Genomic DNA, 26776 nt, shown 5'->3' on the forward strand with positions numbered 1-26776 from the left:
GCTCCGTCATCGGGGCCGCTGTTTTCGTTTGAGCGGGGGGCCGCCTTTCAGCCGCGTTCTCTCCGCTGTCATGAAACGCTCATCCAGAGCGCCGATCCTGCGGTGATGGCCGATTCGATCACGCGACTCCATGCCGGCATCCTCGTTGCCCGAAAGCGTGATCCCCGGTTCTCGCGCACAGCCAAGCTCGTCGCGGACGGGCTGCCCAAAATGGCGAAGAAGGTCGCCGAGGAGGCCGTCGAGATCGGCCTGGAAGCGATCCAGGGCAAGCGCCGCGCGACCATCAGCGAGAGCGCCGACCTGTTTTACAATCTCGTCGTGCTTTGGACCGAGATGGGTATCCTGCCCGACGAAATCTGGGCCGAACTCGATCGGCGCGAGGTGCTTTACGGCCTTGCCGAGAAGCTGCCGAAGGACCGTGCGACCAGGCGGACAAAAGGCCTTGTCGTGCGGGCAGCAGCGGACGCCGCCTGAACCGACGGATCCGCCGCAGCGGGGCGGTTTCCAGATTTCTGTCGCGGCATCGTCATTTTTCAGGTTGCCAAATTTTCGGGTTGCCAAGACGAAGGGCAGCGGCTATCTCCGCCGCATCAGGCCGGACGCGAAAGCGTCGACACGATCTGAGACGCGCCCGTAGCTCAGCTGGATAGAGCATCAGACTACGAATCTGAGGGTCAGAGGTTCGAATCCTTTCGGGCGCGCCATTTCGCATCGAGTTGCGAAACAATTTCACAGACATGACAAGATTGCCTGGCCCGGTTGGGGTGCAGGCCAAAGGTCTCCGCCGATCGGCGTGATCGGTCGTCTTGCATTTGGCCGATGCGCTTGCGTCTGACCGACGCGGTTTTTTAGCGACGAGGTCGCCGGCTTCGGGCCGCCGTGGCGGCATCACCTCATTATCGAAATGGCTTTCCGCTCTGTCCGGAAAGCCATTTCCGTCAATGATTTCAATCCGGATGCGTTGGCCGGGGGGCGTGTCAGGCCGCCATGGGTCGCAGGGCAGCCTGACGCGGTTCGCGGACGGCGATCACGGCCACGGCGGCGAACAGGCATAGAATGCCTGCGATGAAGAAGGCGGGCAGGTAGGTCTGGTAGGCGGTGCGGCTGAAGCCGGCGCCCCAGGCGGCGGACGCTGCTCCCAGCTGGTGCCCGGCAAAGATCCAGCCGAAAACGAGGTTTGCGCGCTCGCCGAAGCGGTCAGCCGTAAGCTTGACCGTGGGCGGCACCGTCGCGACCCAATCCAGCCCGTAGAAGACGGCGAAGATTGAAAGCTCGTAGAAGCTGAAGGACGTGAAGGGCAAATAGATCAGCGAAAGCCCGCGCAGCCCGTAATACCAGAACAGAAGCGTGCGGCTGTCGAAGCGGTCGGACAGCCAGCCCGACCCCACCGTTCCGGCAAAGTCGAAGATGCCGATGACCGCGAGGACGCCGGCAGCCGCGACGGGAAGGATGCCGAAATCCCCGCACAACGAAACGAAATGCGTCTGCACGAGACCGTTCGTGCTGGCCCCGCAGATGAAGAAGCTGCCGAACAGCACCCAGAAGGTGCGCGTGCGCGCGGCGTCCTTGAGGGCAAGGAGCGGCGAGGCGAGCATCGCGCCGAAGGAAAGCTGGGCCGGAGCCGGCACCGGGGCAGGGTCGCTTGCGCCATAAGGTGCCAACCCGAGATCGGACGGGCGGTCACGCATCAGCACGAGCACGGCGCAGGCGGCAACGAGCAAGAACGCAAGCACCAGACTGAGCGCGCTGCGCCAGCCGAGCGTCTGCGTCAGGGTGGCGAGCAGGGGTAGGAAGACCAACTGCCCCGTCGCGGTGCTGGCGGTCAAAAGGCCGATGACCAGCCCTCGCCGCGCCGAAAACCAGCGGGTCGCCACGGTCGCACCCAGCACCATCGCCGTCATTCCCGTGCCGACGCCGACGACGACGCCCCAGAGCAGAAACAACTGCCACAAGGACGTCATCCAGAACGAGCCCAGCACTCCTGCTCCGATCGTCGTCAGCGCCACCACCGCCACGCGCCGCGGGCCGAACCGGTTCATGAAGGCGGCGGCGAACGGCCCCAACAGGCCAAAAAGCACAAGGCGGATGGCGAAGGCGGAGGAAATCTCGGAGGTCGACCAGCCGAATTCCTGCTGCAGCGGGCCCAGCAGGACGCCCGGAGCGCCGACCGCTCCCGCCGTCACCAGCATGGTCAGGAATGTCGTCCCCGCAACAACCCAGCCATAATGGATGCCGCGGCGGCGAAAGAATTCGGCCAGGATATCTCTGGGACCGGGAGAGGTGGCTGCCGTCATGTTCGCGCTCCTGTTCGCGGGCAGCTGCCCGTTCTGACTCAGATCAAAGGAGGGTCTTCAGCTCCGCCAGCAGCGCAAGGCGCTGCGTGCCCAAGCGCTCGGCGATGTCGTACTGACAGCGCGCCCATAGCGGCTCGGCGGCCTGAAGCACGTCATGCCCATGACGGCTCAACGCAACGGTTGCCTCGCGCTGGTCCTCGCCGCGCCCAATGTCGACAAGGCCGAGCTTTTCGACGACGCGGACATTGCGGCCCATCGTCGAGCGGTCGAGTTCAAGATGGCGGCCGAGCTCGGTGAGGCTGACCGGTTCGCGCTTCGCGACGGTGCGAAGAAGCGAAAACTGGGCGATGTTGATGCCCGCCGGGGCGAGCGCCGCGTCATAGCGCGCGCCGATCTTCCGGGTGGCTTTTCGAAGCTGGACGCAATGGCAAGGGGACAACATCATGATGCGGGCATATGCCCGCATCATGATGTTGTCAATTCCCCGCTCCGGGAGTGGCGCCTTACGGGGTCGGCGCTGCCGCAGACGGCTTTGTTCGGCGCCGAGACGGCCGTCCAGTCAGAACAGAAGGGCGTCAACCTCGTGCGAGGCGGGCTCGGGAGCTGTCGCCTTGGCAGCGTTTTCGCCGGTGCCGACGACGCTGGTATGGATCGTCCGCTCGGCCGCCATGGTGTAGCGCGGCCAGGTCCGGCTGGTGACCCAGTCACGGGCCAGCCCGGCGGCGTCGGGCGTCGGCGGCGCTGGTCCGACGGAGGCTTCGCCGGCGATGGCGTCCGCTGCGGCGGCGATCACGTCCGCGGAAGCCCCGACCCCCGAGAAACCGAGCCGGGACTGGTCGACGATGGCAGCGAAAGCTCGGCCCTGCCGCGTCAGGCTGTCCAGCTCCGTCGCCAATTGTGTAGCCACACCCTTCATCACGGACAGCGCTTCGCCCATTTCGCGATCGAAGGCGTTGAAATGGCTGGCGTCGAGGCGATCTTCCCGGGTGAGTTCGGCGGATGCCCGCTGCATCTGCTCGAAGCTCGGCGGCAGCGTTCGCGACTCGCGCGCGACAAGATCGGCCGCGAATTTCAGCTCCTGCGCGATCACGACGAGGCTGCGGCCGTTGCTACCGACCCGCGCAGCCCGCAACCCCGCATTGGTGCCGATCAGCACGATGTTCGAGACGGTCGTCGCCAGCGCATCGACCGTGTCCTGGCAGATTTCGAGGAGCCCTCCCAACGCCTTGGCGACCTGATCGACGCCGGCCCGCGCGCTGTTGCACTTGCCCAGCAAGGCGGATGCGTGGGCGAGGTCTGAACCGAGCTCAGCCATGAACGAGCCGCTTTCGGCGCCGCCCGTGCCATAGAGCGACGTCACGAGATCGACGAGGCCGCCGGTGTCGTTGCGCAGCACGAGCAGGTTTTGCTCGATGGCCTGGGTGTCGTCGGCGAGTGTGCCGGCGATCGCCTCCAACTGCGCTGCCTCGAGGGCGAGCAGAAGCTGACGGGCGGCTTCGCGTGCCTGCAAAGGCAGGTCTTCGCCGGCGTGCTCGTCCAGCGAGGTCGCCAGCCGCAGGCCGGCGATCGCGTGCTCCAGACGCTGTCGCACGCTGTCGCCGGACTGCATCGCGACGATCGCCATGCCCGCCGCCATCGCGATGTTGCCGGAGCGGGTCGCCGCCTCGCGCGAGAGCGCGACACCGCGCTGCTGCCGGCTTTCAACCTCGGCGATGGCGACGAGAAGCTTGTCGGCCAGGGCCCACAAGGCCGGTCCATAGCGCGTCTCGAATTCGCGCTGCGAGGCGAGGGCCGCGGTCAGCAGCCCGCTCATGCGCGAATGGTCCCGGGCGCAGGTTTCGATGGTGCGTTGCGCCTGCGTCGTGAGTTCGACGATCTCGTTGGCAAAGTCGCCGAAATCGCGGCCGACACCCTGGATCGAGATCGATTCGATCCGCGCCGAGCGCGCGAGGATGGTGATCAGCCGGATATGCTCGACCAACTTCTCCAGTGCGCGGCCGGCCGCGGCGGAGTGATTGGCGATGTCGAGCAGGGCGCTCGTCTCGACCGAGAGAGCTTGTCGAAGCGGGCGCAGATCCTCCGCGAGACGGCGCAAGGTGGAGCCGGCGGCTGCGATGCCCTCGCCCGAAAGCTGGTCCGAGAGGGTGCTCAGCCGCGCCTTCAGCGCCTCGAAAAGGCTCAGACCTTCGCCCAGATCGCGCCCCGCGACCGCGAAGGTCACGTCGACCGAGCGCGCCTGTTCCTCCAGAGAGGCGATCAGCCGCTGCTGCGGGAACCCGGAACCGTTCATGCCATCCTCACGCATCGCTTATGCCTTACGCCGACGCCGCTGAAATCGCTTGCGGCCAGGCCATGATTTCCTGCGAGACGCGCGAAAGCGGGACGATGCGCTCGGCGGCGCCGAGATCGATCGCTTCCTTCGGCATGCCGAAGACCACCGAGCTTTCCTCGTCCTGCGCCAGAGTGCGGGCGCCGGCCTTGCGCATTTCCATCAGGCCGCGGGCGCCATCGTCGCCCATGCCGGTCATGATGATGCCGAGCGCGTTGTTGCCGGCATATTGGGCCGCCGAACGGAAGAGCACGTCGACCGAGGGGCGGTGGCGCGAAACCGGGGGGCCGTCCTTGATCGCGACGCGGTAATGGGTGCCGGCGCGCTGGAGCAGCATGTGGCGATTGCCGGGCGCGATCAGCACGCGGCCGGTGATGAGCTCGTCGCCGTCCTCGGCCTCCTTGATCTCCATCGCGCAGATGCCGTTGAGGCGGCGCGCGAAGGCGGCTGTGAACTTCTCCGGCATGTGCTGGACGATCGCGATACCGGGGCAGTGGGCCGGCGTCGCTTCGAGGACCTCGCGCAGGGTTTCCGTGCCGCCGGTCGAGATGCCGATGCAGACGATACGTTCGGTGCGCGCCAGCTGCCGCCCCACGATCGGAGGCGGCATGATGACATCGGCCGTGAGCTTGCGCTCGACTTGCATGATAGGCCGCGCGGTGCGCGGCTTCAGCTTGGCCTGCGCCGCCGCATGCACCGCGTGTCGCAACCTTTCGGCCGTCTCCATCAGGGCGTTGCGGGTGTCGATGCGGGGCTTGGCCAGCACCTCGACGGCCCCGCTTTCGAGCGCCTCGAACAGGGCAGGCGAGCCCGCGCCGGTCAGGGTCGAGCAGATGATCACGGGGATCGGCCGCTGCGCCATGATCTTGCGCAGGAAGGTCAGCCCGTCCATGCCCGGCATCTCGATGTCGAGGATCATCACGTCCGGTAGTTCGGCCTGCATGCGCCGCGTCGCGGCATAGACGTCTCCGGCCGTGCCCATGACCTCGATGCCGGGCGAATCCCCCAGGATCGAGCTCAGGACCTGCCGGACAGAGGCGGAATCGTCAACGATGAGCACGCGGACGGGCTTGCGCGTCATGCGGCGCTCCTTCGGAAGCCGGCGGGGTCGGTCTGGTAGATCGTCGGCGCGACCGAACGCAGTCCCGGCACGCCGGTGCCCGCCATCGATTCCGAATGACCGAGCAGGATGTAGCCGCCCGGCCGCAAATGGCTGCTCAGGCGGGTGAGAACGGCGGCTTGCGTCGGCCGATCGAAATAGATCAGGACGTTACGGCAGAAGATCACGTCGACATCGCGGTCGAACGGGTAGCTCTCGTCCATCAGGTTGAGGTGCTCGAAAGCGACCTTGCGGCGCAGCTCCGGCACGATCCTCACCGTATCCTGCGACGCGCTCTTGGACCGCATCAGATAGCGTTGCTGCATCGGGGCCGGGACCGGCTCGATGAAGGAGGTCGGATAGATCGCGGCCTGCGCCGCCGCCAGCACCTGCGTGGAGATATCGGTGCCGAGAATCGAGTAGCTCAAGGCGCCCTGTCCGGCGCGAGACGCGTTCACCAGGTCCTGCAGAACCATCGCGATGGTGTAGGCCTCGGCGCCGATCGAGCAGGCCGCGCTCCAGATCTTGAGCTTGGTCTGCCCGGCGGAATGGAGCTTGCGGAGGGCCGGAACCGCACGTTGCGTCAGGAAGTCGAAATGGCTCGGTTCGCGGAAGAAATCGGTCTTGTTGGTGCTGACGCAGTCGATCAGATGGACGTATTCCTTTTCCAACCCGCCCCTGTCGAACAGCAGCCGGCCGTAATCGCCGAGATCGACGAGCCCGAGGACGCGAACGCGCTTGCGCAGGCGCCCCTCGACCATGGTCCGCTTGGTCGTCGGCAGCTTGATGCCGGCATTGCGCTCGACGAGCGCCGCGATCGCGGCGAAATGCCGGTCATCGAGTTGGTCGCTTATGAGCTGCTGGACCATGGCCTTCCGGGGCGGAGCGGTCATGCCGCCACGCTCGTCGCGCCGGCTTCGGGCACGCCCGCATCCGCCATAAACCGCCCGAGATCGAGCAGGATGACGAAGGCCTCGCCCTTGCGGCCGATGCCGGCGATGTAGTGAGAGCGCCAGCGCCCGCCGACTTCCGGTGCTGCTTCGGTCTGCGCGGTGTCGAGGCCGGTCACCTCGAAGACCCGGTCCGCGACGAAACCGACGCCAAGCGTGCGGCCCTCGAGCGGCACGTCCAGGATAATGATGCGCGTCGCCTCGGTCGCAGGCACGCGCGGCAAGCCGAGCTTGGTCCGCAGGTCGACGATCGGGAAGCCGGTTCCGCGCACGTCGATCATGCCGAGCAGAAATTCGGGCGCGTGCGGCAGCTTCGAGATCGGTCGCATATCGAGGATTTCCCGGACATGGGCAATGTCGATACCGAAGAGCTCATCATCGATGCCGAGGGTGAGATATTGCGAGATTTGGGCCAATGCAGTCTCCTGCGGGAGCTGACGGAAGATATCGACGGTGCTGGTGGGCGCCCCACCTGGGTGGGGCGCCCGATGGTCTTCAGGAGGCGCGGCGGAACTCGCCGTCGCGTTCGTCCTGGGCACCGTCCAGATCGAAGGCGAAGCCCCCTGACGCCGCCTTCACTGTCCTGGCAACGGAGGCTTTGCCGGCTGAGGTCCTGGCGGGCTTCGCCGCCGCGACCTTCATCCGTGCGGCCTGCGACTTGAGCTGCCCGACGGAACGGTCCGTGCCGTCTGTGGGCTGGATTTTGAAGAAGGCAATGGTCGTGCTGAGCTGCTCGGCCTGTGCCGCCAATTCCTCGGAGGTGGCGGAGACCTCCTCGGAGGCCGCCGCGTTCTGCTGGGTCACCTTGTCGAGCTGCTGGATCGCCTGGTTGATCTGGCCGGAACCGACATCCTGCTCGCGGCAGGCGGCGGTGATCTCCTCGACCAGCTCGGCGGTCTTCTTGATGTCGGGCACCAGCTTGGCCAGCATCGAGCCTGCTTCCTGCGCGGCTTTGAGCGTGTCCACCGACAGGTTGCCGATTTCGGTCGCGGCAGCCTGGCTGCGCTCGGCCAGCTTGCGCACCTCGGAAGCGACCACGGCGAAACCCCGGCCATGTTCGCCGGCACGGGCGGCTTCCACCGCCGCGTTGAGTGCCAGCAGGTCGGTCTGGCGGGCGATCTCCTGCACGATGGTGATCTTGGCCGCGATCGTCTGCATGGCATCGACCGCCTTGCCGACGGCCACACCGGAAGCCTCGGCATCGATGGCGGAGCGGGCCGCGATCTGCTCGGTCTGGCTGGCGTTCTCAGCGTTCTGCTTCACGTTGGCCGCCATCTCCTCCATCGAGGCGGAGGCCTCCTCGGTGGACGAGGCCTGCTCCGTCGAACCCTGCGAAAGCTGCTCGGCGCTGGCGGACAATTCCTGAGAGCCGGCAGACATGTTCACAGCGGCGCTGGTGACCTGGCTCGCAACCTCGCGCAGCTTGCTCACCATGTTTTCCAGCGCGATGCCCAGCACGTCCTCCTCGGAAAGCCGCTGCGGCTCGACCGTGAGGTCGCCATTGGCGATCTTGTCCGCGATCGCAGCCGTCTGGTTGAGGTTGACGGTCATCAGCTTCAGGTTGCGGCTGACCTCCTGGCTGAGGCCGCCATAATCGCGATCGATCGACTGGGTAAGGTCACCTGTGGACACCGCCGCCAACACCGTCGAGACCTCGCGGAAGGCGCTCTCGACCGCCAGGGCGCTGCCCTGCATCTGGCCGACCTCGTCGCGGCGACCGGTCTCGACCGGGGTCGCCAAGGTGGCGAGCTTGGCGCTGACCAGGCCGATCGGCCGGGCGACGGTCCGTGTCAGCAGGAAGCCGATCGCGAAGGCGATCACCGCATCAAGCGCCATGCCGCCATAGATGACCTTTTCGGTCAGGTCGAAGGCGACTTCCTGCGCCTGCTTGCGCGTAGTGGAAAGCGCGCTTTCGACACCGACGATCTCGGCCACCTTGGCACGCAGCCCGTCCATGGACGCCTTGCCGGCGCCGCTGATCTCGATCTGGCGCGCGGCTTCGCGGCTGTCGGGATTGGCCATCAGAGCGATGGCGCGCTCGGCGACATCATGGCGCCAGGTTTCACCGAACTTCTGCATTTCGGCATAACGCTGCTGCTGCGCGGGATTGTCGGACGTCAGCTGCTTGGCCTGGCCCAGCGAACGGTCGAATTCGATCACGCCGCCACGGTAGGGGTCGAGAAACTTGTTCTCGCCCGAGAGCAGGAAGCCGCGCATGCCGGTTTCCTGGTCGACCATCGCGGCCATTGCGCGATTCGTGGTGCTGATCACCTCTTCGGTGTGATCGGTCCATTTGGTCGTCTGACGGATTTCCGCCGATTTGAGGTAGATCACGGCGTTGACGCCAAGGATCGCGATCAGCATCAGCCCCAGCGCCGCCATAAGCTTGCGGGGGATCGAGAGATTATCGAAGAACTTCATGGTCGTACCCTTTTCTAGGGCTATAGGCGTTGATCGGGTCGAGCTGATCTAGATCGGCAGGAAGGCAAGGCCGGGGTCTGGACGACCCTCTCGTCAGTTACGGCGGAAAGCGGCGTCGTCCTGATCGGAGGCGACGTCGAGGTCGAAAGCGAAGCCGCCATTGGCGACGTTCTTCGGTGCGCGGCTGGTGGCGGTTGGTGCCAACGGCTTCCTTAGCTTCGCGACATCGGCCATTGCCTTGGCCTTTCCGCGCAGATCGTTCACCGCACGCTCGATGACGGGTGTCGCGATCGACCTGCTGCGCTCGCCCGTCAGCCTGAAGAAGGCGATCGTGGCCTGGAGCTGCTCGGCCTGTGCCGCCAGTTCCTCGGAGGTGGCGGAGACCTCCTCGGAGGCGGCGGCGTTCTGCTGGGTGACCTTGTCGAGCTGCTGGATCGCCTGGTTGATCTGGCCGGAACCGACATCCTGCTCGCGGCAGGCGGCGGTGATCTCCTCGACCAGCTCGGCGGTCTTCTTGATGTCAGGCACCAGCTTGGCCAGCATCGAGCCTGCCTCCTGCGCGGCCTTGAGCGTGTCCACCGACAGGTTGCCGATTTCGGTCGCGGCCGCCTGGCTGCGCTCGGCGAGCTTGCGCACCTCGGAAGCGACCACCGCGAAGCCCCGGCCGTGCTCGCCCGCACGGGCTGCTTCCACCGCCGCGTTGAGCGCGAGCAGGTCGGTCTGGCGGGCGATCTCCTGCACGATGGTGATCTTGGCCGCGATCGTCTGCATGGCATCGACGGCCTTGCCGACGGCCACACCGGAAGCTTCCGCATCGATGGCGGAGCGGGCCGCGATCTGCTCGGTCTGGCTGGCGTTCTCGGCGTTCTGTTTCACGTTGGCCGCCATCTCCTCCATCGAGGCGGAGGCCTCCTCGGTGGACGAGGCCTGCTCGGTCGAGCCCTGCGAGAGCTGCTCGGCGCTGGCGGACAATTCCTGAGAGCCGGAGGAGACGTTCTCGGCGGCCTGGTTCGCCTGGGAGACGATGGTGCGGAGCTTGTCGAGCATGTGCTCCAGCGCGATGCCGAGCGTATCCTTGTCGGACAGGCGCTTGGCTTCGACCGTGAGATCGCCGTTTGAGATCGCGTCGGCGATGGCGGCGGTCGCGTTGAGATTGCTCGTCATGGTGTTGAGCGAGGCCACGAGATCGCCGATCTCGTCGTCGCTCTTGGCCGTGACGGTCTGGCTGAGATCGCCGATCGCGACCGCGTTGGCGAGGCCGACCGCGCTGGCAAGGCCACGGCTGATGTTCAGCGCGATCCAGGTCGCGGCGCCGATCGCGATGACGAGAGAGGCCGCGATGATCGAGAGCAGCAGCATCTTGGCGAAGGCCGCCGCTTCGGACGCAGCATGGGCGGCCGCCTCGGACGATTTGCCGGCGAAATCGTTATAGGCGTCAAGTGCGGCCTGAAGCTCGTTTGCGCTGTCCCGCCCAGCTGTCATCGTGGAATCAGTCGCCTTGATATTTCCCGCTTCCGCAGCCACCGCCACCGTCCGCAAGGCTGAATCGATACCGCGATCGAATGCCGTCAGCATCTGGGCCGTCGAAACGCCACCTGCGTCGAGCTGGGCGGCAGCCAAGGCAAGCTGTGCTTTCACACCCTTCGCCTGCTCATTGACCGAGCGCTGCACCTTTTCGATCTCCGCCACGGTCGGCGCACTGAAGCCAAGCACCGCAGTCCGCGTGAGGCGCAGCCAGCTTAGCCGCGCCTCCTGAAGCGTCAGGCCGGCACGCAGCATCTCGGGAGTTGCTTCCAGTTTTGTCGCTGCTGCGATGACGGGATCCGTCGTCGCAGTTACGGCGGTTATCAGCGGGGCCGTCTCCGACTGCCAGAGAGCGGTCGCGCGGTTGTTGGAGTTGAGCCTGGCGTCGGCGAGCGTTGCGTCCTGAACGGCGGCGAAGCGCGCCGCCTTCTCGCCAAGGGTTGCGAGGTATTTTTGGCCGTTATCGGTCGTGATCTTGGTGAGGTCATCGCGCAGCTTCATCGCCGCGTTGCGCCGTTCGACGGCGCGTGTCGAGAATTCCGCGACATCCTTGTCAGTGCTGGCAAGGACGGCGTTCTTTTCAGAGCGGATCGAGGTGTTGAAGGCATTGGAAATATCGCCGCTGGCATCGACGCGCTTGGTCCAATCGACCAGCGTCTTCTGCGTCTCGGTCATCTCCGAGAGCTTGACGTAGGACAGCCCCCCGGCGGCCATGGAGAGCGCTATGACGACACCGAAGGCGCCGGCGAGCTTGGTCTTGATGGTCATACGCATGGCGGCACTCGTAATGGCAGGGATAAGGGGCTCAGGCGTCGCCTGGTCGTGGAAAGGAGCCGCGCACTCCGGGGTCGGAGCGCGGCCGCTGCGGGTTAGGAGGCGCGACGGAACTCACCGTCGCGCTCGTCATGGGCGTCATCGAGAGCGAAGGCGAAGCCGCCGGCCGCTCCGTTGGACTTGGGTTTGCCGCTTCCCATCCTTGGCAGGGCGGGTTTCGAAGGCTTGGCGCCGGCGCCGGCCTTCATCCTGCCGGCCTGGGCCTTGAGCTGGCTGACCGCATGGTCGACCTTGGTGCTTGAGCCGGCCGTCTCGATCCGGAAGAAGGCGATCGTGGTCTGGAGCTGCTCGGCCTGGGCTGCGAGTTCTTCGGAGGTGGCGGAGACCTCCTCGGAGGCCGCCGCGTTCTGCTGGGTGACCTTGTCGAGCTGCTGGATCGCCTGGTTGATCTGGCTGGAGCCGACATCCTGCTCGCGGCAGGCGGCGGTGATCTCCTCGACCAGCTCGGCGGTCTTCTTGATGTCGGGTACCAGCTTGGCGAGCATCGAGCCTGCTTCCTGCGCAACCTTGACGGTCTCGGTCGAGAGCGTGCCGATCTCGGCTGCCGCCGCCTGGCTGCGCTCGGCGAGCTTGCGCACCTCGGAAGCGACCACGGCGAAGCCCCGGCCGTGCTCGCCGGCACGGGCTGCTTCAACAGCCGCGTTGAGCGCGAGCAGGTCGGTCTGGCGGGCGATCTCCTGCACGATGGTGATCTTGGCCGCGATCGTCTGCATCGCATCGACCGCCTTGCCGACTGCGACGCCGGAAGCCTCGGCATCGATGGCGGAGCGGGCTGCGATCTGCTCGGTCTGGCTGGCGTTCTCGGCGTTCTGCTTCACATTCGCCGCCATCTCCTCCATCGAGGCGGAAGCCTCCTCGGTGGACGAAGCCTGCTCCGTCGAGCCCTGCGAGAGCTGCTCGGCGCTGGCGGACAATTCCTGAGAGCCGGAGGAGACGTTCTCGGCGGCCTTTGCCGCATCGGCGACGACTTCGCGCAGTTTTGTGACGGTGCCATTCAGTGCGGTCACGAGATCGCCCACCTCGTCATTGGTTTTCGCGTCAACCGTGCGTGTGAGGTCGCCTGCTGCGACGGCGTTGGCCAGGTTGACGGCCCCCGAGAGGCCACGGCTGACGCCGAGCGCAATCCAGGTCGCGACAATCGTGGCGATCAACACCGAGATCGCAACGATCGCGATCAGCAGCGTCTTGGCGAATGCCGCGACGTCGCTGGCATCGGCGCCGATCTCCGCCATGCGCTTTTCGGCAAAGCCACTATAATCGTCCATTGCCGCGATCGTAGCGTTCAGAGCGTTGCGGCCCTCGCCCTTGCTAAGCTGCGTTGCCTTGACGTTGCCGCCTTCGCGCGCGACCTCGATGGCCCGCTTCATCGCGCCCTGCAGCTGTTCGACTTGCATTTCGAGCGGACCCAGCGCGACGCCGACTTCTCGCAAACCGGCCATCGCCGGGGCGACGGAGGCGCGCAGGACGTCAAGCTGGGCGAAGGCCGATGCACTGCGGGCGCCGAGGTCCGCTTCGCTGTCGGCTGTGAAAATCTCATAAACCATGCGCAGTGCGCGGGCCGTTTGGTAGCGCATCATCAGAAGCTGGCGAGAGGCGCCATCGGCGGCCGTGCCACCCTGCTGGGCGAGGTCGCGGGCCATGGCGTCCATCACGGTATTCTGCGCGGTCAGGGCCGGTTGTCCCTGCGCCTTCCAAAGATTCTCGGCCTTGTTGCCGGAGTTCAGCTTGGCCTGCCGGATCGTCTCGTCTTGCACGGTGTCGAGCGTCTTGCGGGTGGCAACGATCTTGTCGAGCATTGCCTTGCCCTGATCGCTGGCCCGCTGCTCCAGCTCGACGAGAACCCGGCTGGCCTTGGTGCGCCGTTGCAGCAGCTCGGTGGCAAAGGACTCGATATCCTTGTCATCGGAGGCGAGGATCACGTTCTTCTCGGCCCGGACCTGGGCTTCGAATTCGGTCTGCAGATCGCCCAGCAGGCTGATCTGCTTGCCCTGCCGCAGGATACGCTGCTGGGCTGCTTCCATTTCGCTCATGCGATTATAGGCGAGCCCTCCCGCCGCGATGGAGAGCGCGATGACGACGCCGAAGGAGGCGGCCAGTTTAGCCTTGATCGAAAATCGCATAGTCAGCCCCGTTTTCACAGCAGTTGGCTAAGTCAGGAAAGGATCGCCGCGATATTCGGGACGATGATGAATTCGCCGTTCCATGTCGTGATGAAGCGGATGTATTCGGGCTTCCAGCTCATGCCGATTCGCGGTGTGACCTGTGCGCCTGCTCGCGATATCTCGGTGACCTCGAAGACCTTGTCGGCGATGATCCCGAGCGTGACGGCATCTCCGTCGACCTCGACCTCGATCACGACGGTGCGCGTGTCCCCTGTCGTTTCCACCTCGGGCATGCCGAAGCGCTCGTGCAGGTCGGCGAGCGGGATGATGTTGCCCCGCACGTTGATCAGGCCTGGCAGGTGCGGGCGCGCGCCGGCGACGCGGGTCAGCGGCACGGGGTCGATGATCTCGCGGACCATGGCGGTCTCGATCGCGAAGATCTCCGATCCCAGCCCGATCATCAGGGCCTGGATGACCTCATCGGCGGGAAGCCCTGGCGCACCGGCCTGGGGCCGGGTCAATGCTGCGGTTCCCATCATCACGCGGCCTCCGTCATCTTGTCCGTGTCGGCCCGGCTCTGGCCGAGGCCGACGAGCTGGGCGACGTCGAGGATCAGCGCGGCCGAGCCGTCGCCGAGAATGGTCGCGCCGGAGAACATCGTGACGTCCGCATGCAGCTTCGACAGCGACTTGATCACCGTCTGGTGGCTGCCGATGATCTGGTCGGCGACGAGGCCGACCCGCATCTCGCCGGTCGAGATGATGATCACCTTCTGGTGCGGGTCCGCCTCGCCATGCGCTTCGAACTGGTCGCGCAGGCGCAGGAAGGGCACGAGGTCGCCGCGCACGCTGAGGAAGCTGCGTCCGCGCGAGCGGTTCTCGTCGGCGGGCGTCAACTCGAGGCATTCCTCGACGGCCGAGAGCGGGATGATGTAGCGGCCTTCGCCGACGCGGATCAGGAGACCGTCGATGATCGCCAGCGTCAGCGGCAGGCGCAGCGTCACCGAGGAGCCGTGGCCCGGCACGGTGGTGAGGTCGATCTGGCCGCGCATCGCCTCGATGGTGCGCTTGACCACGTCCATGCCGACACCCCGGCCCGAGAGAGCCGAGATGGTCTTGGCGGTCGAGAAGCCGGGATGGAACAGGAACTGGTGGATGTCGTGGTCGGACAGGCTGGTGCCGGGCTGGATCAGTCCGTTCTCCTCGGCCTTCGCGCGGATGCGGGCGGTGTCGAGCCCGCCGCCATCATCCTGCACCGAGACGAGAACCTGCGCGCCGACATAGCGCGCCGAAAGCTCGATGCGGCCGTTCGCCGATTTGCCGGCGGCGGCGCGACGTTCGGGGCTCTCGATGCCGTGGTCGATGGCGTTGCGGATCAGGTGGACCAGCGGATCGGCGAGGCGCTCGATCATGGTCTTGTCCATCTCGGTGTCTTCGCCGACCGTGACGAACTCGACCGGCTTGGCAAGGTCGCGCGAGAGGTCGTGGACCAGCCGGCGGAAGCGGCCGAACAGCGTGCCCATCGGCACCATGCGCACACCCATGGTGGTGTCGCGCAGGCCCGATGCCAGCCGCTCGACCTCCTCGGCGATCGACTTGATCGCGAGGTCGTTGCTGACATGGGCCAACTGCGAAAGACGGGCCTGGGCGATGACGAGTTCGCCGACGCGGTCCATCAACTCGTCGAGCCGCTCGGCCTGGACGCGGACGGTCGCGCCCTTGTCGTCGCCGCGACGCGACGGCTCGGTCTTTTCGCTTGTCATGCGTTCCGGGGCGCCGGCCACAGGCGCGGTTGTCGGCTCGACCGCTTTGGGTGCCGGAACCTCGGCTGCGGCTTCCGGCGCAATGGCCGCCAGCGGCGCATCGGCCTGCAACGGCGTGATCGCGAGCGTCATATCGTCGCTCACGAACATGAAGACGTCTTCGATCGCCTGGCGCGGACAGGGCGCGGCCAGGGTCACGCTCCAGCCGATGAAACAATGTTCCGGATCGAGGACCGCGAGATCCGGCACCTTGTCGAGATGGGCGACAATCTCGCAAGGGCCGAGATCGCGCAGTTCGTCGAGAAGGCCCAGCGGGTTCGTGCCGTTGCGCAGGATATCCGGCATGAAGGCGATCTCGATCGACCAGCCGAGCGCCTGTGCAGCCGGTGCGAGGCCCGGCTCCGCTTCGCTTTCCGAAGGGCCGGCGCCGAGGTCGGAGACCAGACGATGAAGTTCGGCGACGATGGCCTCGCCGATGATGGCGTCGGTCGAATCCGGGTCTTCGATCAGCGTCCGGATGTAGTCCTTGGCCGATAGCGAGACGGTGACGATGTCGTGGTCGGCGGCGATCTTGCCCTTGCGGATCAGATCGAAGGCCGTCTCGAAATCATGGGTGAACGCGGCGACGCGGTCGAAACCGAACATGGCGCCGGAGCCCTTGATCGTATGCAAGGCGCGGAAGGCGGCGTCGACAAGCTCGCCGTCGCCTGGGCGCTGGTCGAGATCGAGCAGCACGGTTTCAAGGGATTCCAGCAGCTCGGCGGCTTCCTGCCGGAAGGTTTCGGTGGGATCGAGATCCATCATCAGCGCACCAGCTTTGCGATAACGGCGAGCAACTGCTCGGGCTTGAAGGGCTTGGTGATCCAGCCCGTCGCGCCGGCCGCCTTGGCCTGCTGCTTGATGGAATCGTCCGACTCCGTGGTCAGGAACACGATCGGCACACCGGTGAAGCTCGGCAGGGCGCGCAGGCCCTTGATCATGTCGAGGCCGTTCATCACGGGCATGTTGAGGTCGGTGATGACGAGGTCGAACCGTTGGGTCTTGGCCTTTGCCAGACCTTCCGATCCGTCGGCTGCCTCCGCGACCTGATGCCCTGCCGGACCGAGCACGAGCTTGATCATCTGCCGGACGCTCGGCGAATCGTCCACGGTGAGGATACTGGCCATGGTCAGTGAACTCCGGAAAGGCTGGACGTCGTGGCCGGCGCCGGCACGCCGGCACGGGAAAAGGCGGCGAGAACGGCGGGCGGCACCTGATCGAGCGCGAAAGGGAGAGACTGCGTCTCGAAGCTGCGGCGGGCGCTGACCATCAACTGGACGAAGGTGAAGTCGGCGCTCTCGATGGCCGAGCAATCGATCGAGATGCCCTGGCCTGCCGATAGGGGCTTGCGCGCGTCGGCCGCGATCGTCGCGATATTGCGAACCGTGCAATCGGCCGGCAACGTCAAGATCACGGTCGTGTCGTCCGGTCTTGTCTTCGAGACGTGCATGGCGCGATTTCCAGATGGCGAGTGATCACCATTTCTTTTCTTCGCACTTGCGATAGAGTTAACTAAGTGAAAGGTCCTGTTATCCTTCCATTTACCATCGTTCGCCCGGGGAGTCGGAACTGCGCGCCCGGAGTCAGCAATAGAGGACCCGGCTACGATCGATTAACCATAAGATCGAAGATCGTTTTTTCGCGTCGGAACAAGAGCTCCGTCTTGCTTCGATGGCGCTTCGAGCCGGCCGGTCCGACCGTGACGGCGACGCGGCTGTGCCGATGGCAAACCGTTATCGCGAGCGCCGCGTTTGCGAAGGCAGTTCGCCGTAAAGCTTGCGATATTGGGTAGCGAAGTGGCCGCGATTGACGAAGCCCCAGTCGCCAGCGATCTCCTCGATGGCCCGGCGGGACGCGGGATCGACGAGTTCGCGATGGACGCCCTGAAGCCTCACGGCCTTGATGTAGTCCTGCGGCGAGGTCTTGAGGTAGCGCTGGAAATTCTGCTGCAGCGCCCGCAGGCTCATCTCGGCCGCCGTCGCGACATCCCCGACCGCGATATCCCGTTGGGCATTGGCGGCGATGTAGTCGACCGCGCGTCGGACCGGCCAAGGCGCGGTCTCGATACGGTCATGCGCGATGTCGTAGGCGTGGTTGTGAGGCAGGTTTTCCAGAAGCAGCGCGATCATGCTGTCCTGCAGCAATTCGGCGGCAAGCGGCGAGCGCGCGAGCGCGGCCTCCTCGCTTCCCCCCGCGACGGCGGCGGTGATGAGCCCCGCCAGCGTCCGGCCCAGCGAGGAGTTGGACTTGAACGGGGCCGCCAAAGCAAGCGGTTCCGGCCGGGGCTGGCTCGTCAGGCGCTCGATGAGTCGAGCGTCGTCCCGGGCGTGAAAGCCCAGCAGGCAGAACCGCGTTTCCGGCTGGATCGTCACGCGCCATCCCGCCTGCGTATCGATGGCGAACGCGTCGCCGCGCCGGCAGGAGACCCTCTCGGTGGAGTCGATCTCGATGCCTCCGGACATCACCATAAACGCGATCAACGCCTCGTTATGCGCGGCGAAATCGAGGTGGAACTCGCTATCTGAGCGGACGAAAACCACCCTGGATTCGTGCAGCGCCACGGAATGGATTTCGAGGCGGGGATACTTGACGGCCGGGTCGAGCTCCAGCGTGCAATGAAGCCAGGTCTCGATGTGACGCTGAAACCGGCTCGCATCGACGGCTTCCATCGTGAGATTGACCATGAGGGCGTCGAGAATGTTCAGGGCCGTGGCCTTTCCGGACGGGATTTCTCTGGGATCCTGACCTGCCTTCGCGATGCTTCGTATCGGCCTCAATTTCGGAATTCCGGACGTCTTCTGCTGCAGCCGGTAACTCTCAGGGCCCGACGAGCTGGCCTCCATCGGCGACGATCGTCTGCGCGGTGACCCAGCTTGCCTTGTCCGAGGCGAGGAAGAGCACGACCTCGGCGATCTCCTCGGGCTTGCCCATGCGGCCGAAGGGGATGCTGGCAAGGGTCGCGTTGTAGAGTTCCGGGTTGGAGGTCTTGCGGTCTTCCCAGCTGCCGCCGGGAAACTCGATCGAGCCGGGCGCGACGCAATTCACCCGGATGCCCTGGCGCGCCAGCATCTTGCCCTGGCTCGCGGTGTAATGGATCACGGCGGCCTTGATCGCGCCGTAGGGCGCCGAGCGTGCCGAGGCGCGCATCGCGGAAATCGAGGAGATGTTCACGATTGACGAGCCCGGTTTCATATGCGGGATCGCCGCATGGCTGCCGCGCACCACCGCCATCATGTCGACCTCGAGCGAGGCGGCCCAGCCGTCCTCGTCGTCGGAATGACCAAAGCCGGAGGCGTTGTTGACGAGGATGTCGAGCCCGCCGAGTGCCTCGATGGCTGCAGGCACATAAGCGGCAATCGCATCCGCCTGGGCGAGATCGACGCTGGCGGCATGAGCCATCACGCCATGGGCCTCGATCTCCCGCCTTGTCGCTTCGAGCGGACCGGCGCCTCGGGCGCAGATCGAAACCGAGGCGCCGCCTGTCGCGAAGCCTAGAGCGATCGAGCGCCCGATGCCGCGGCTGCCGCCCATCACGATCACGCGCTTGCCGGCGAAGTCCTTGGCCATGGTCGATCCTTTGCGACGCCTCGCATCTGTCCGGCCCAGCGAATCGGCAGCGGACAGGGCGGCGTTCGCGAAGAGTAAGACTGAAGCCGTGTGCGACATAGGTCGGCTGTCGCGCGGGGCGACCGTCCCCTCACGCATGGCCTACAGGGTCGGCAGCGGGGTTTCGAAGACCCAACCCATGGCTGAGAGCCGCCGCACGCCGTCGACGAGATCGGCAAGAGGCGCGTCGGACAGGATTTCAAGCGCGACCGGCCCGGCAAAACCCTGCCGCCGCAGGGCTTCGCCGATGGCGCGGAAGTCGATCGCGCCGGTGCCGATCGGGTCGTGTCGCCATTGCTTCTGCGGGCTGTCGGACAGATGGACGACGCTGAGATGCGGCGCGACTGTCGCAAGCCCCGCGACCGGGTCCTCGCCGATCGCGACCGCGTTGGCGACATCGTAGATCACGCCGACCTCCTCATAGCCTTCCTCGCTGATGAAGCGGCTGATCGCATCGGCTTCCGCGAGCAGACCTTGCGGGTGGTTCTCCAGCACGACGGTGAGCTGGTGGCGCCGCGCCTCCTCTACAATTTTGCGAAAGGCCGGGCGGAAGCTCCGCATCAGTTCGGCGTTGGCCTTGGCCAGCAAAGCATGCCGGCGGCCGGAGCCGACGCAGACCGACACGGCGCCAAGTTCGGCACAGCGCGCGATCAGGCGGCGATAGGCTTCGACCGAGAAGGCGACGACCTCGGCCGAGGCGCTGGCGAGGTTGATGTCGCTGCTGGCGAGATCGGCGGCGAGCAGGCCAAGGCCGTGGCCTTCCATGATGCCGCGAAGCCGCGCGGTGCGGGCAGGATCCTCATGCCATGGATCGAAATGCGGCGGCGTCGCCATCAATTGGAGATTGCGGAAGCCAGCCTTCGCGAGCGCCTCGAACGCGGCTTCGGCACTGTCCCGCCAGACGAATCCGAAGGTGTGGGCGACGAGCTGCATGATCGATTTTCCAAGCCATGACCGCCGATGCGGCCCGGATTTAGCCCAGGAAGGGGCCGCGCGACTGTCGGGAGAGGCCGGGGCTGGCGCCGAGCGCCAACGAGAGTTCGCGTGCCGCCGTGAGGAGGAGTGGCGAGAGCGCCAGCATCTTCTCCTCCGTCAGACGGATATGGGGTCCGGCGATGACGACGGCGCCGACCACGTCGCGTGTCTGTGGATCGCGGATCGGCGCGGAGGTGGCGTTCATCCAGGGCGAATAGGTCTGGACGACCATGGCGAAACCGCGTTTCCGGGCCTGGCGCAGATATTTGAGGACGGCCGCCGGGGTTTGCGGCGCGCGCGGTCCGAACTCCTCGCGTGTGCCGTAGCCCTGCTTTGCGACCAGCGCGAGCGCCTCGTCATCGGTCAGGCAAGCGAGCCAGGCATGGCCGGTGGCGGAGCAGGAGAGGCGCCCGATCTGGCCCATATCAGGGTCGTAGCGCAGGCCGAAGGGCGAGCCCTGCGATTTCGCGACCCAAACCAGATCGCGCCCGTCGATCAAGGCAAGACGAACCAGCTCTTCCGATTCCTTCGCAAGCTGGTCGAGGATCGGCTGCGCGATGTCGGTGATGCCGGCACCGGCCAGAAAGGTGAAGGCCAGCGAGGCGATCTTGGCGGTCAGCTCATAGGTGCCGTGATGGCGCTCCTGCTTGACGTAGCCCTGCTCGATCAGGCTGCTCAGCACGCGATGGGTGGCGCTGCGCGGGATCTTGAGGCGTTCGGCGATCTCGTAGAGCGGCAGTCCGCGCGCGTTGAACGCCAGCAGCTCGAGCACGCCAAGCGTCCGCTCCAGCAGGCCGCTCGGCGCCTGGTCGCTGTCCTGCTGAGCAACCTCTTCCTCGATGCGCTTCGGCATGATCCTATCCAAGGGGCAATTCCCGGCGCGCCTTCTCGCGTGCGGCGTCAAGAACCGCAAGCGTGACCTCGAGGGTGCGGGCAGCGTCAGTCGCATCGACGAGCGGCGTCTCCCGCCCGGCAGCAACCTCGCGCAGATGCCGGATTTGGCGCAGATAGGGGCTTTCGCGCGTGACCGCCACGGTGTCGTGGGAGAGGGGCGCAAACCAGCTCTTCTCGCCATCATACCGCCAGTGATCGAGAAGCGGCAGCGTCAGCGAGCCTTCCGTGCCCGAAATGTAATGCGAGTTTTGCGGCCGGCCCTGTGGCGGGTAGGGCGGCAGTTCGCCTGATGAGAGATCCCAACTCCAGGGCGTGACGGCGGTGTCGGACAGGCTGATCGTCACGACCGCACCGTTCTCCAGCTCCAGCAGCACGGCGGCGGTATCCTCGACCGGCAGATTGCGGAGCCGTTTCGATGTGACGGCCTGCACCGCGACGACCTCGCCGCAGATGAAGCGGATCAGGTCGATCTCGTGGATCAGGTTGATCAGGACCGGGCCGCCGCCGGGCTCGCGGCGCCAGGCGAGGTCGAAATAGGCGTCGTGCTTGAAGAAAGTATAGAGCACCGTCGCGGTGACAAGTTCGCCCAGCGCGCCGCCGCGCACCATCTCTCGCGCCTTGGCGATGATCGGGTTATGCCGACGGTGATGCCCGACCAGCACGGGCACGCCTGACTTGGCGGACGCTTCGGCAAGCTGGCGCCCTTCCTCGACCGTGACCGCGACAGGCTTTTCGATCAGCGGCACGATGCCGGCCGCGATCGCGTCGAGCCCGATCGGCAGATGGGTCTGGTTCGGCGTCGCCACGATCAGCGCATCGATGCCGCCCGCCGCAATCAACGCATTGTGGTCGGGATACCAAGTCAGGCCCTTCTCTTCGCAATAGGCGCGGCCGGCATCTGTCGGGTCGGCGACGCCCACAATGGTCGCGAAATCGGTCGTGGCGATCACGTCGGCATGCATCCGGCCGATGGCGCCGGCCCCGACGATGCCGATCTTGAACGTGGTCATTCGTTGGTGTCCTCCCCTTCCGTTATCGGCCCGGCAGGAGTCAGCGTCAAGGATTTTGGAATTCTATTCCGATATTCAAATAAGACTGGAATCAAATTCCAATCATGCTAGAGCGGATGTCGTCGGGCAGCCTGCCGGAAACGGATGGGCCATCAAAAATAAGCCCGGGTTTGGGAAACGCAATCCAAGGGAGGTCGCCGTGACCGACGCGAGCAAGCCAGCATCCATCTCTTCCATCAAGCGCCGCAGCCTGCTGTTGGGCGCGGGTTCGCTCGGGGCCGCCGGTCTCGTCTCCGGCAAGCTCGGCATGCCCTATATCGGCAATGCCGCCGCCGCCGAGCCGATCAAGATCGGCATGATCTGGGCCAAGACCGGCAATATCGTCGATCAGGCCGAGTATCTCGCGCAAGGCGGCATGCTGGCTCTGGAGCAGCGCAACAACATGCTGCTGGGCCGGCCGGCTGAGATCGTCTGGCTCGACGAGCCCAATCCGCAAGGCGCGCAGCAGAATGCCGAACGGCTGGTCGGCGAGCACAAGGTCGCCGGCATCGTCGGCGGCGCGCTATCCTCGTTTGCGCTGGCGATCTCGTCGGTCGCCAACAAGGCGAAGGTGCCTTTTGTCGCGGCAAATGCGGCGGCCGGCGAGATCACCGGCAAATCCTGCAACAAATACACCTTCCGCCTTCAGCCACCGGTCGAGGTGCACACCCGCGTGCTGGCGCCCTACTGCAAGGATATCGGCAAGAAGTGGTATCTGCTGACGGCGGCCTATGCCTTCGGCCAGGACATCAAGCGCTCCTTCGAGGACTATGCCAAGGCCAACGGGATCACCATTGTCGGGGCTGACGAGGTTCCGGTCGGCACGCCGGATTACTCGTCCTTCATCCTGAAAATACGTCAGGCGAAGCCCGACGTGGTCATCGGCGGCGTCTCCGCCAGCGACCTCACCACCTATCTCAAGCAGTGGAACGAGCTCGGCATGCGTGGGAAGATCCCCTTCGCCGAGATCTCGGTCGGCAACACCGATCTCTGGGGCGTCGGGCCGGAGGCGGCGGACGGCCTCTACACCCTGACCTGGTACTACAAGAACCCGAACAACCCGCCGGAAGAGCAGGCCATGGCGGCGGCCTATGAGAAGAAATACAGCCGCCCCGCCGCCGACAAGGCCTGGATGGGCTGGATGGGGATGAAGTCGCTGCTCGACTCGATCGAGGCGGCGAAGTCCACAGACTCGGCTGCTGTCGTCGCGGCGCTGGAGACGTGGAGCGTCAAGCGCGGCGATCTTGAATGCGGCTACCGCCCCTTCGACCACCAGATGGTCAACCGCCTGCTGGTCGCCAGCATCAAGCCGAAGATCACCGACAAATGGGATTATTTCGACATCAAGGCGGAGTTGCCGAAGACCCAAGCCGACATCGACGCGGCCTTTGGCGACCAGGCGGGCAGCGCCTGCAAGATGGCGAGCTAACGCTCCCTCGCTTCGTCGGCCGGGGCAGCGCCCCGGCCCCTTTTTTCCGCAGTAGCGGGAGCGTCCGTCCATGCTGGACATGATCCTGTCCCAGGCCGTCAACGGTCTGGTGCTCGGCTTTCTCTACGTTCTGATCGCAGTCGGGCTGTCGATCATCTTTGGCCTGCTGGGCATCGTGAACTTCGCCCATGGCGCGTTCTTCGCGCTCGGCGCCTATCTGGCGCTCGTGCTGGCACGGGAATTCGGCTGGTGGGCGGCTTTGTTCGCCCCCCTTCTCGTCGGGGCCATCGGCATGATCGTCGAGGCCGTGCTGATCCGCCATCTCTACGGCAAGGAGCCGCTGCTCGGGCTGATCCTGACCTTCGCGCTGGCGCTGCTGATCGAGGCCTTGCTGCGCATGACCTTCGGCGGGGCGCCGCTGCCGTTCAGCGCGCCGAAATTCCTGTCGGGCTTCGTCGAATACGGGCCGATCCTGCTGACCAAATACCGGCTCTTCGTGCTGCTGGTGACGGCCGCCGCGCTCGTCGCCTTCTGGGCCTTCCTGACCTACACGCCGTTCGGTCGCATCATCCGCGCCGGCTCGCGCGATGCCGAGATGGTCGGGCTTCTCGGCATCAACCTGCCGGTGGTGTTCAGCTTCGTTTTCGGCATCGGCTGTCTGCTCGCAGGTCTTGCCGGCCTGCTCGCCGCGCCCTTGTGGAGCGTAACGCCCTCGATGGCGGCGAGCGCGATCATGCCGGCTTTCGTCATCGTCACCATCGGTGGGCTCGGCTCCTATGTCGGCGCGATCATCGCGGGGCTGCTCGTCGGCATCACCGTCGCGATGACGATCCAGTTCCAGCCGGAATGGTCCGGGGCGGCGATGTACGTCCTGATGGCGGCGATCCTGCTCATCCGGCCGCGCGGGCTCTTTGGCGAGAAATGGGAGCGCTTCGAATGAACCCGCGCGCGCTTCTCTCGCATCCGGCGTTGTGGGTCGGCGTCGTCCTCTGCGCCCTGACGGGGCTCTGGCTCCTGCTCGGGGCGCCRGTCGGGCTGATCACGCAGATCGCCATCTACACGCTCTACGGCATGGGGGTGAACCTGCTCGTCGGCTATACCGGACTGGTTCCTTTTGGCGCTTCGGTCTTCTTTGGCTGCGCGAGCTACGCCGCCGCCTTCTTCGTACTGGGGCGGATCTCGAACGACATCGCCGGCATCCTGCTCTCGACCCTGTTCTCGCTGGCGCTCGGGCTGGTCCTCGGGGCGCTGATCCTGCGCCGCAAGGGTCTCTATTTCTCTTTGCTGACGCTGGCCTGCTCGCAGATTGCCTTCGAGGTCGCGTTCAAATGGACGGCGGTGACCGGTGGCGAAAACGGCCTGCAGGGCGTCGCGCGGCCGACCTTCCCCAGCGATCTCGGCTTTCATTGGTTTGTCGTCGCTGCGGTTGTCGTCGGCGTCTGGCTACTCTGGCGGATCGTGCATTCGCCCTTCGGCAGGGCGTTGCAGGCGGTGCGCGACAACGAGCAGCGCGCGCGCAGCCTTGGTTTCAACGTCTATCTGCTGAGGCTAGGCGCTTTCGTACTGATGGCCGGCTTCGTCGGCTTTTCCGGCTCGCTGCTGACCTTCCTGCTTCAGGGCGTCTACGCCAACAATCTGAGCTGGCAGCATGCGGGCGACGCCCTGCTCATGACGGTGCTCGGCGGCGTCCACCATTTCCTTGGCCCGCTCTGGGGCGCGATCTCCTTTATCGTGATGGAGAACCGGCTCTCGGCGCTGACCGAGAACTGGTGGCTGATCTTCGCGCCGATCCTGATCCTCTTCGCGCTGCTCTCGCCGGAGGGCATCAGCGGCCTGGCGCAGCGTCTGTTCGGGCGCCCGCGCTGGACCTTGACGCGCAGCACTGTCCCGCCGCGCCCCGCCGTGATCGAGCCCTATGTCAGCGCCGCACAGGCGATGGACTCGGACAGGCCGATCCTGGAGACGCGCAAGCTCTCCAAGCAGTTCGGCAGTCTCGTCACGGCCAAGGAGATCGACCTGTCGGTCAAGCCCTTCGTGCTGCATTCGATCATCGGGCCGAACGGCGCCGGCAAGACCACCTTCTACAACATGCTGACCGGCGTGCTGCCGCCGAGCGGCGGACAGGTCTTCTTCGAAGGGCGCGACATCACCAAACTGCCGATGCATGCGCGCGCCCAGCTCGGCATCGCGCGCTCCTTCCAGATCCTATCGATCTTCCCGAACCTCAGCGTCTTCGAGAATGTGCGCATCGCGGTGCAGGCGCAGCGCCGGGGCGCAGGCAGCTTGTGGCGCGATGCCCATGCGGATGCCGAGGTCAATGCGCGAACCTGGTCGCTGCTCGATGCGGTTGGGCTCGTCGAGCACGCCGCCGAGGCGAGCCTGGACCTGCCGCATGGCGCGAAACGCCTGCTCGAGATCGCGGTGACGCTGGCGATCGAGTCCAAGCTCCTCCTGCTCGATGAGCCACTGGCCGGCCTCGCCGAGGCGGATCGCATCGTCGTCGCCGATCTGATCCAGCGCCTGGCCAAGCGCCATGCCGTGCTGCTGATCGAGCACGATATCGACCGGGTGCTGGCGATCTCGGACCGCATCTCGGTGCTGCATCAGGGCCGGATGATCGCGGATGGCAAGCCGGCTGAAGTCGCCCGCAACCCCGAGGTCATCGCGGCCTATCTCGGTGCGGCCAGGGATGGCGAGCGCGCAAGTGCGCCGGCCATCGCGCGTTGCGTCACTGCTACGGCTCCGATTCTGCTGGACGCGAAAGGCATCGCGGTCGGTTACAGCGGCAGCACGGTCCTCTCCGGCGTCGATCTTACCATCCGGGAGGGCGAGGCGGTCGCTTTGCTCGGCCGCAACGGCGTCGGCAAGACGACATTGCTGCGGGCACTGACCGGCAGCCTGCCGCTCGATGGCGGCAGCATCACCTTCGCCGGCACCGATCTGCGCAAGCTCAAGCCCTTCGAGATCAACCGTCTCGGCATCTCGCTGGTGCCGGAAGGGCGGCGGCTGTTTCCAAACCTCACCGTGACCGAGAATCTGCTGCTGGCGCAGCGGCCGGGCGGGATCGCGCTGGAGGAGGCTTTCGCGCTGTTCCCGCGCCTGAAGACGCGGCAGGCGGCGAAGGCGGAAAACCTGTCGGGCGGCGAACGCCAGATGGTCGCGATCGCGCGCGCGCTGATGGTGCCGAGCAAGCTCGTGCTGCTGGACGAACCTTTCGAGGGGCTGGCTCCGGCCGTCGTCAACGAGGTGATGGAAGCGCTGGTCAAGCTGCGCGGTCGCGTCGCGATGGTGATCGTCGAGCACCACGCCGAACTCGTGCTGCCGATGGCCGACCGCGCTGTCGTGCTCGTCAACGGTCAGGTCGCATTCGAGGGCGACGCCGCGACTTTGGAACATGACGAGGGCATGCAGGCGCGCCTGCTCGGCGTCGTCGAAACGCAAGGGCAGGCCGCCGCCTGAGTGGCGGTTG

22 protein-coding genes and 1 tRNA gene are annotated in these 26776 nt (G+C 65.8%); 5 read left to right on the forward strand and 18 right to left on the reverse strand.

Going from position 1 to position 26776, the window contains the following annotated elements:
• Positions 1-105 precede the first annotated feature (105 nt).
• Positions 106-474, forward strand: coding sequence for a phosphoribosyl-ATP diphosphatase (gene hisE, locus AC1DR6_RS00895; protein WP_476827295.1), 369 nt, complete (start codon positions 106-108; stop codon positions 472-474).
• Between the two features lie 153 nt (positions 475-627).
• Positions 628-704, forward strand: a tRNA-Arg gene (locus AC1DR6_RS00900).
• Between the two features lie 273 nt (positions 705-977).
• Here AC1DR6_RS00900 and AC1DR6_RS00905 read toward each other — a convergent pair.
• The 18 genes from AC1DR6_RS00905 to AC1DR6_RS00990 all read right to left on the reverse strand — a co-directional run bounded on the left by AC1DR6_RS00905 (position 978) and on the right by AC1DR6_RS00990 (position 21839).
• Positions 978-2294, reverse strand: a complete 1317-nt coding sequence (locus tag AC1DR6_RS00905) for an MFS transporter (RefSeq protein ID WP_476827296.1) — start codon at positions 2292-2294, stop codon at positions 978-980.
• 43 nt (positions 2295-2337) lie between these two features.
• Positions 2338-2763, reverse strand: coding sequence for a MarR family winged helix-turn-helix transcriptional regulator (locus tag AC1DR6_RS00910; protein ID WP_476827297.1), 426 nt, complete (start codon positions 2761-2763; stop codon positions 2338-2340).
• A gap of 90 nt (positions 2764-2853) precedes the next feature.
• The gene (locus tag AC1DR6_RS00915) at positions 2854-4584 is read right to left on the reverse strand and encodes a hypothetical protein (protein ID WP_476827298.1); all 1731 of its coding nucleotides are present in this window, start codon (positions 4582-4584) and stop codon (positions 2854-2856) included.
• A 25-nt stretch (positions 4585-4609) separates the two neighbouring features.
• Complete coding sequence (locus tag AC1DR6_RS00920; RefSeq protein WP_476827299.1) at positions 4610-5704, reverse strand: protein-glutamate methylesterase/protein-glutamine glutaminase; 1095 nt, start codon at positions 5702-5704, stop codon at positions 4610-4612.
• The gene (locus tag AC1DR6_RS00925) at positions 5701-6615 is read right to left on the reverse strand and encodes a CheR family methyltransferase (RefSeq protein WP_476827300.1); all 915 of its coding nucleotides are present in this window, start codon (positions 6613-6615) and stop codon (positions 5701-5703) included. Before AC1DR6_RS00925 ends, AC1DR6_RS00920 begins: the two co-directional genes overlap by 4 nt.
• Complete coding sequence (locus AC1DR6_RS00930) at positions 6612-7088, reverse strand: chemotaxis protein CheW (protein WP_476827301.1); 477 nt, start codon at positions 7086-7088, stop codon at positions 6612-6614. The genes AC1DR6_RS00925 and AC1DR6_RS00930 overlap by 4 nt, the downstream gene beginning before the upstream one ends.
• 79 nt (positions 7089-7167) lie before the next feature.
• Positions 7168-9093: a CHASE3 domain-containing protein gene (locus tag AC1DR6_RS00935; protein ID WP_476827302.1), complete on the reverse strand. Its 1926-nt coding sequence runs from the start codon at positions 9091-9093 to the stop codon at positions 7168-7170.
• A 93-nt stretch (positions 9094-9186) separates the two neighbouring features.
• Positions 9187-11391, reverse strand: a complete 2205-nt coding sequence (locus AC1DR6_RS00940) for a HAMP domain-containing methyl-accepting chemotaxis protein (RefSeq protein ID WP_476827303.1) — start codon at positions 11389-11391, stop codon at positions 9187-9189.
• Between the two features lie 95 nt (positions 11392-11486).
• Positions 11487-13571, reverse strand: a complete 2085-nt coding sequence (locus AC1DR6_RS00945) for a HAMP domain-containing methyl-accepting chemotaxis protein (RefSeq protein ID WP_476827304.1) — start codon at positions 13569-13571, stop codon at positions 11487-11489.
• Between the two features lie 32 nt (positions 13572-13603).
• The gene (locus tag AC1DR6_RS00950) at positions 13604-14089 is read right to left on the reverse strand and encodes a chemotaxis protein CheW (protein WP_476827783.1); all 486 of its coding nucleotides are present in this window, start codon (positions 14087-14089) and stop codon (positions 13604-13606) included.
• A 2-nt stretch (positions 14090-14091) separates the two neighbouring features.
• The gene (locus tag AC1DR6_RS00955) at positions 14092-16119 is read right to left on the reverse strand and encodes a chemotaxis protein CheA (RefSeq protein ID WP_476827305.1); all 2028 of its coding nucleotides are present in this window, start codon (positions 16117-16119) and stop codon (positions 14092-14094) included.
• The gene (locus AC1DR6_RS00960; RefSeq protein ID WP_476827306.1) at positions 16119-16481 is read right to left on the reverse strand and encodes a response regulator; all 363 of its coding nucleotides are present in this window, start codon (positions 16479-16481) and stop codon (positions 16119-16121) included. The genes AC1DR6_RS00955 and AC1DR6_RS00960 overlap by 1 nt, the downstream gene beginning before the upstream one ends.
• 2 nt (positions 16482-16483) lie before the next feature.
• Positions 16484-16804: an STAS domain-containing protein gene (locus tag AC1DR6_RS00965; RefSeq protein ID WP_476827307.1), complete on the reverse strand. Its 321-nt coding sequence runs from the start codon at positions 16802-16804 to the stop codon at positions 16484-16486.
• Between the two features lie 283 nt (positions 16805-17087).
• Positions 17088-18038, reverse strand: a complete 951-nt coding sequence (locus AC1DR6_RS00970) for a helix-turn-helix domain-containing protein (protein ID WP_476827308.1) — start codon at positions 18036-18038, stop codon at positions 17088-17090.
• A 133-nt stretch (positions 18039-18171) separates the two neighbouring features.
• Positions 18172-18921: an SDR family NAD(P)-dependent oxidoreductase gene (locus tag AC1DR6_RS00975; RefSeq protein ID WP_476827309.1), complete on the reverse strand. Its 750-nt coding sequence runs from the start codon at positions 18919-18921 to the stop codon at positions 18172-18174.
• A 141-nt stretch (positions 18922-19062) separates the two neighbouring features.
• Positions 19063-19893, reverse strand: coding sequence for a sugar phosphate isomerase/epimerase family protein (locus AC1DR6_RS00980; RefSeq protein ID WP_476827310.1), 831 nt, complete (start codon positions 19891-19893; stop codon positions 19063-19065).
• Positions 19894-19933: 40 nt separating this feature from the next.
• Positions 19934-20788 carry an IclR family transcriptional regulator gene (locus AC1DR6_RS00985; protein WP_476827311.1) on the reverse strand — a complete coding sequence of 285 codons (855 nt, stop codon included), beginning with the start codon at positions 20786-20788 and terminating at the stop codon, positions 19934-19936.
• Positions 20789-20792: 4 nt separating this feature from the next.
• Positions 20793-21839, reverse strand: coding sequence for a Gfo/Idh/MocA family protein (locus AC1DR6_RS00990; RefSeq protein ID WP_476827312.1), 1047 nt, complete (start codon positions 21837-21839; stop codon positions 20793-20795).
• Positions 21840-22038: 199 nt separating this feature from the next.
• On the opposite strand from AC1DR6_RS00990, the gene AC1DR6_RS00995 reads away from it, so the two are divergent.
• The 3 genes from AC1DR6_RS00995 (at position 22039) to AC1DR6_RS01005 (ending at position 26766) form a co-directional block, all read left to right on the forward strand.
• Positions 22039-23307, forward strand: a complete 1269-nt coding sequence (locus tag AC1DR6_RS00995; RefSeq protein ID WP_476827313.1) for an ABC transporter substrate-binding protein — start codon at positions 22039-22041, stop codon at positions 23305-23307.
• Between the two features lie 70 nt (positions 23308-23377).
• On the forward strand, positions 23378-24247 hold the full coding sequence (locus AC1DR6_RS01000) for a branched-chain amino acid ABC transporter permease (RefSeq protein WP_476827314.1): 870 nt from the start codon (positions 23378-23380) through the stop codon (positions 24245-24247).
• A complete protein-coding gene (locus tag AC1DR6_RS01005) occupies positions 24244-26766 on the forward strand; it encodes a branched-chain amino acid ABC transporter ATP-binding protein/permease (RefSeq protein WP_476827315.1) in 2523 nt (840 codons plus the stop codon). The genes AC1DR6_RS01000 and AC1DR6_RS01005 overlap by 4 nt, the downstream gene beginning before the upstream one ends.
• The last annotated feature ends 10 nt before the right edge of the window (positions 26767-26776 follow it).

This window comes from Allobosea sp. P5_A5, from assembly GCF_056400625.1.

Coding starts and splice junctions, on each gene's coding strand:
- hisE (WP_476827295.1), top strand. CDS start 106: ATGGCCGATTCGATCACGCGACTCCATGCCGGCATCCTCGTTGCCCGA.
- AC1DR6_RS00905 (WP_476827296.1), bottom strand. CDS start 2,294: ATGACGGCAGCCACCTCTCCCGGTCCCAGAGATATCCTGGCCGAATTC.
- AC1DR6_RS00910 (WP_476827297.1), bottom strand. CDS start 2,763: ATGATGCGGGCATATGCCCGCATCATGATGTTGTCCCCTTGCCATTGC.
- AC1DR6_RS00915 (WP_476827298.1), bottom strand. CDS start 4,584: ATGAACGGTTCCGGGTTCCCGCAGCAGCGGCTGATCGCCTCTCTGGAG.
- AC1DR6_RS00920 (WP_476827299.1), bottom strand. CDS start 5,704: ATGACGCGCAAGCCCGTCCGCGTGCTCATCGTTGACGATTCCGCCTCT.
- AC1DR6_RS00925 (WP_476827300.1), bottom strand. CDS start 6,615: ATGACCGCTCCGCCCCGGAAGGCCATGGTCCAGCAGCTCATAAGCGAC.
- AC1DR6_RS00935 (WP_476827302.1), bottom strand. CDS start 9,093: ATGAAGTTCTTCGATAATCTCTCGATCCCCCGCAAGCTTATGGCGGCG.
- AC1DR6_RS00940 (WP_476827303.1), bottom strand. CDS start 11,391: ATGCGTATGACCATCAAGACCAAGCTCGCCGGCGCCTTCGGTGTCGTC.
- AC1DR6_RS00945 (WP_476827304.1), bottom strand. CDS start 13,571: ATGCGATTTTCGATCAAGGCTAAACTGGCCGCCTCCTTCGGCGTCGTC.
- AC1DR6_RS00950 (WP_476827783.1), bottom strand. CDS start 14,089: ATGGGAACCGCAGCATTGACCCGGCCCCAGGCCGGTGCGCCAGGGCTT.
- AC1DR6_RS00955 (WP_476827305.1), bottom strand. CDS start 16,119: ATGATGGATCTCGATCCCACCGAAACCTTCCGGCAGGAAGCCGCCGAG.
- AC1DR6_RS00960 (WP_476827306.1), bottom strand. CDS start 16,481: ATGGCCAGTATCCTCACCGTGGACGATTCGCCGAGCGTCCGGCAGATG.
- AC1DR6_RS00965 (WP_476827307.1), bottom strand. CDS start 16,804: ATGCACGTCTCGAAGACAAGACCGGACGACACGACCGTGATCTTGACG.
- AC1DR6_RS00970 (WP_476827308.1), bottom strand. CDS start 18,038: ATGGTCAATCTCACGATGGAAGCCGTCGATGCGAGCCGGTTTCAGCGT.
- AC1DR6_RS00975 (WP_476827309.1), bottom strand. CDS start 18,921: ATGGCCAAGGACTTCGCCGGCAAGCGCGTGATCGTGATGGGCGGCAGC.
- AC1DR6_RS00980 (WP_476827310.1), bottom strand. CDS start 19,893: ATGCAGCTCGTCGCCCACACCTTCGGATTCGTCTGGCGGGACAGTGCC.
- AC1DR6_RS00985 (WP_476827311.1), bottom strand. CDS start 20,788: ATGCCGAAGCGCATCGAGGAAGAGGTTGCTCAGCAGGACAGCGACCAG.
- AC1DR6_RS00990 (WP_476827312.1), bottom strand. CDS start 21,839: ATGACCACGTTCAAGATCGGCATCGTCGGGGCCGGCGCCATCGGCCGG.
- AC1DR6_RS01000 (WP_476827314.1), top strand. CDS start 23,378: ATGCTGGACATGATCCTGTCCCAGGCCGTCAACGGTCTGGTGCTCGGC.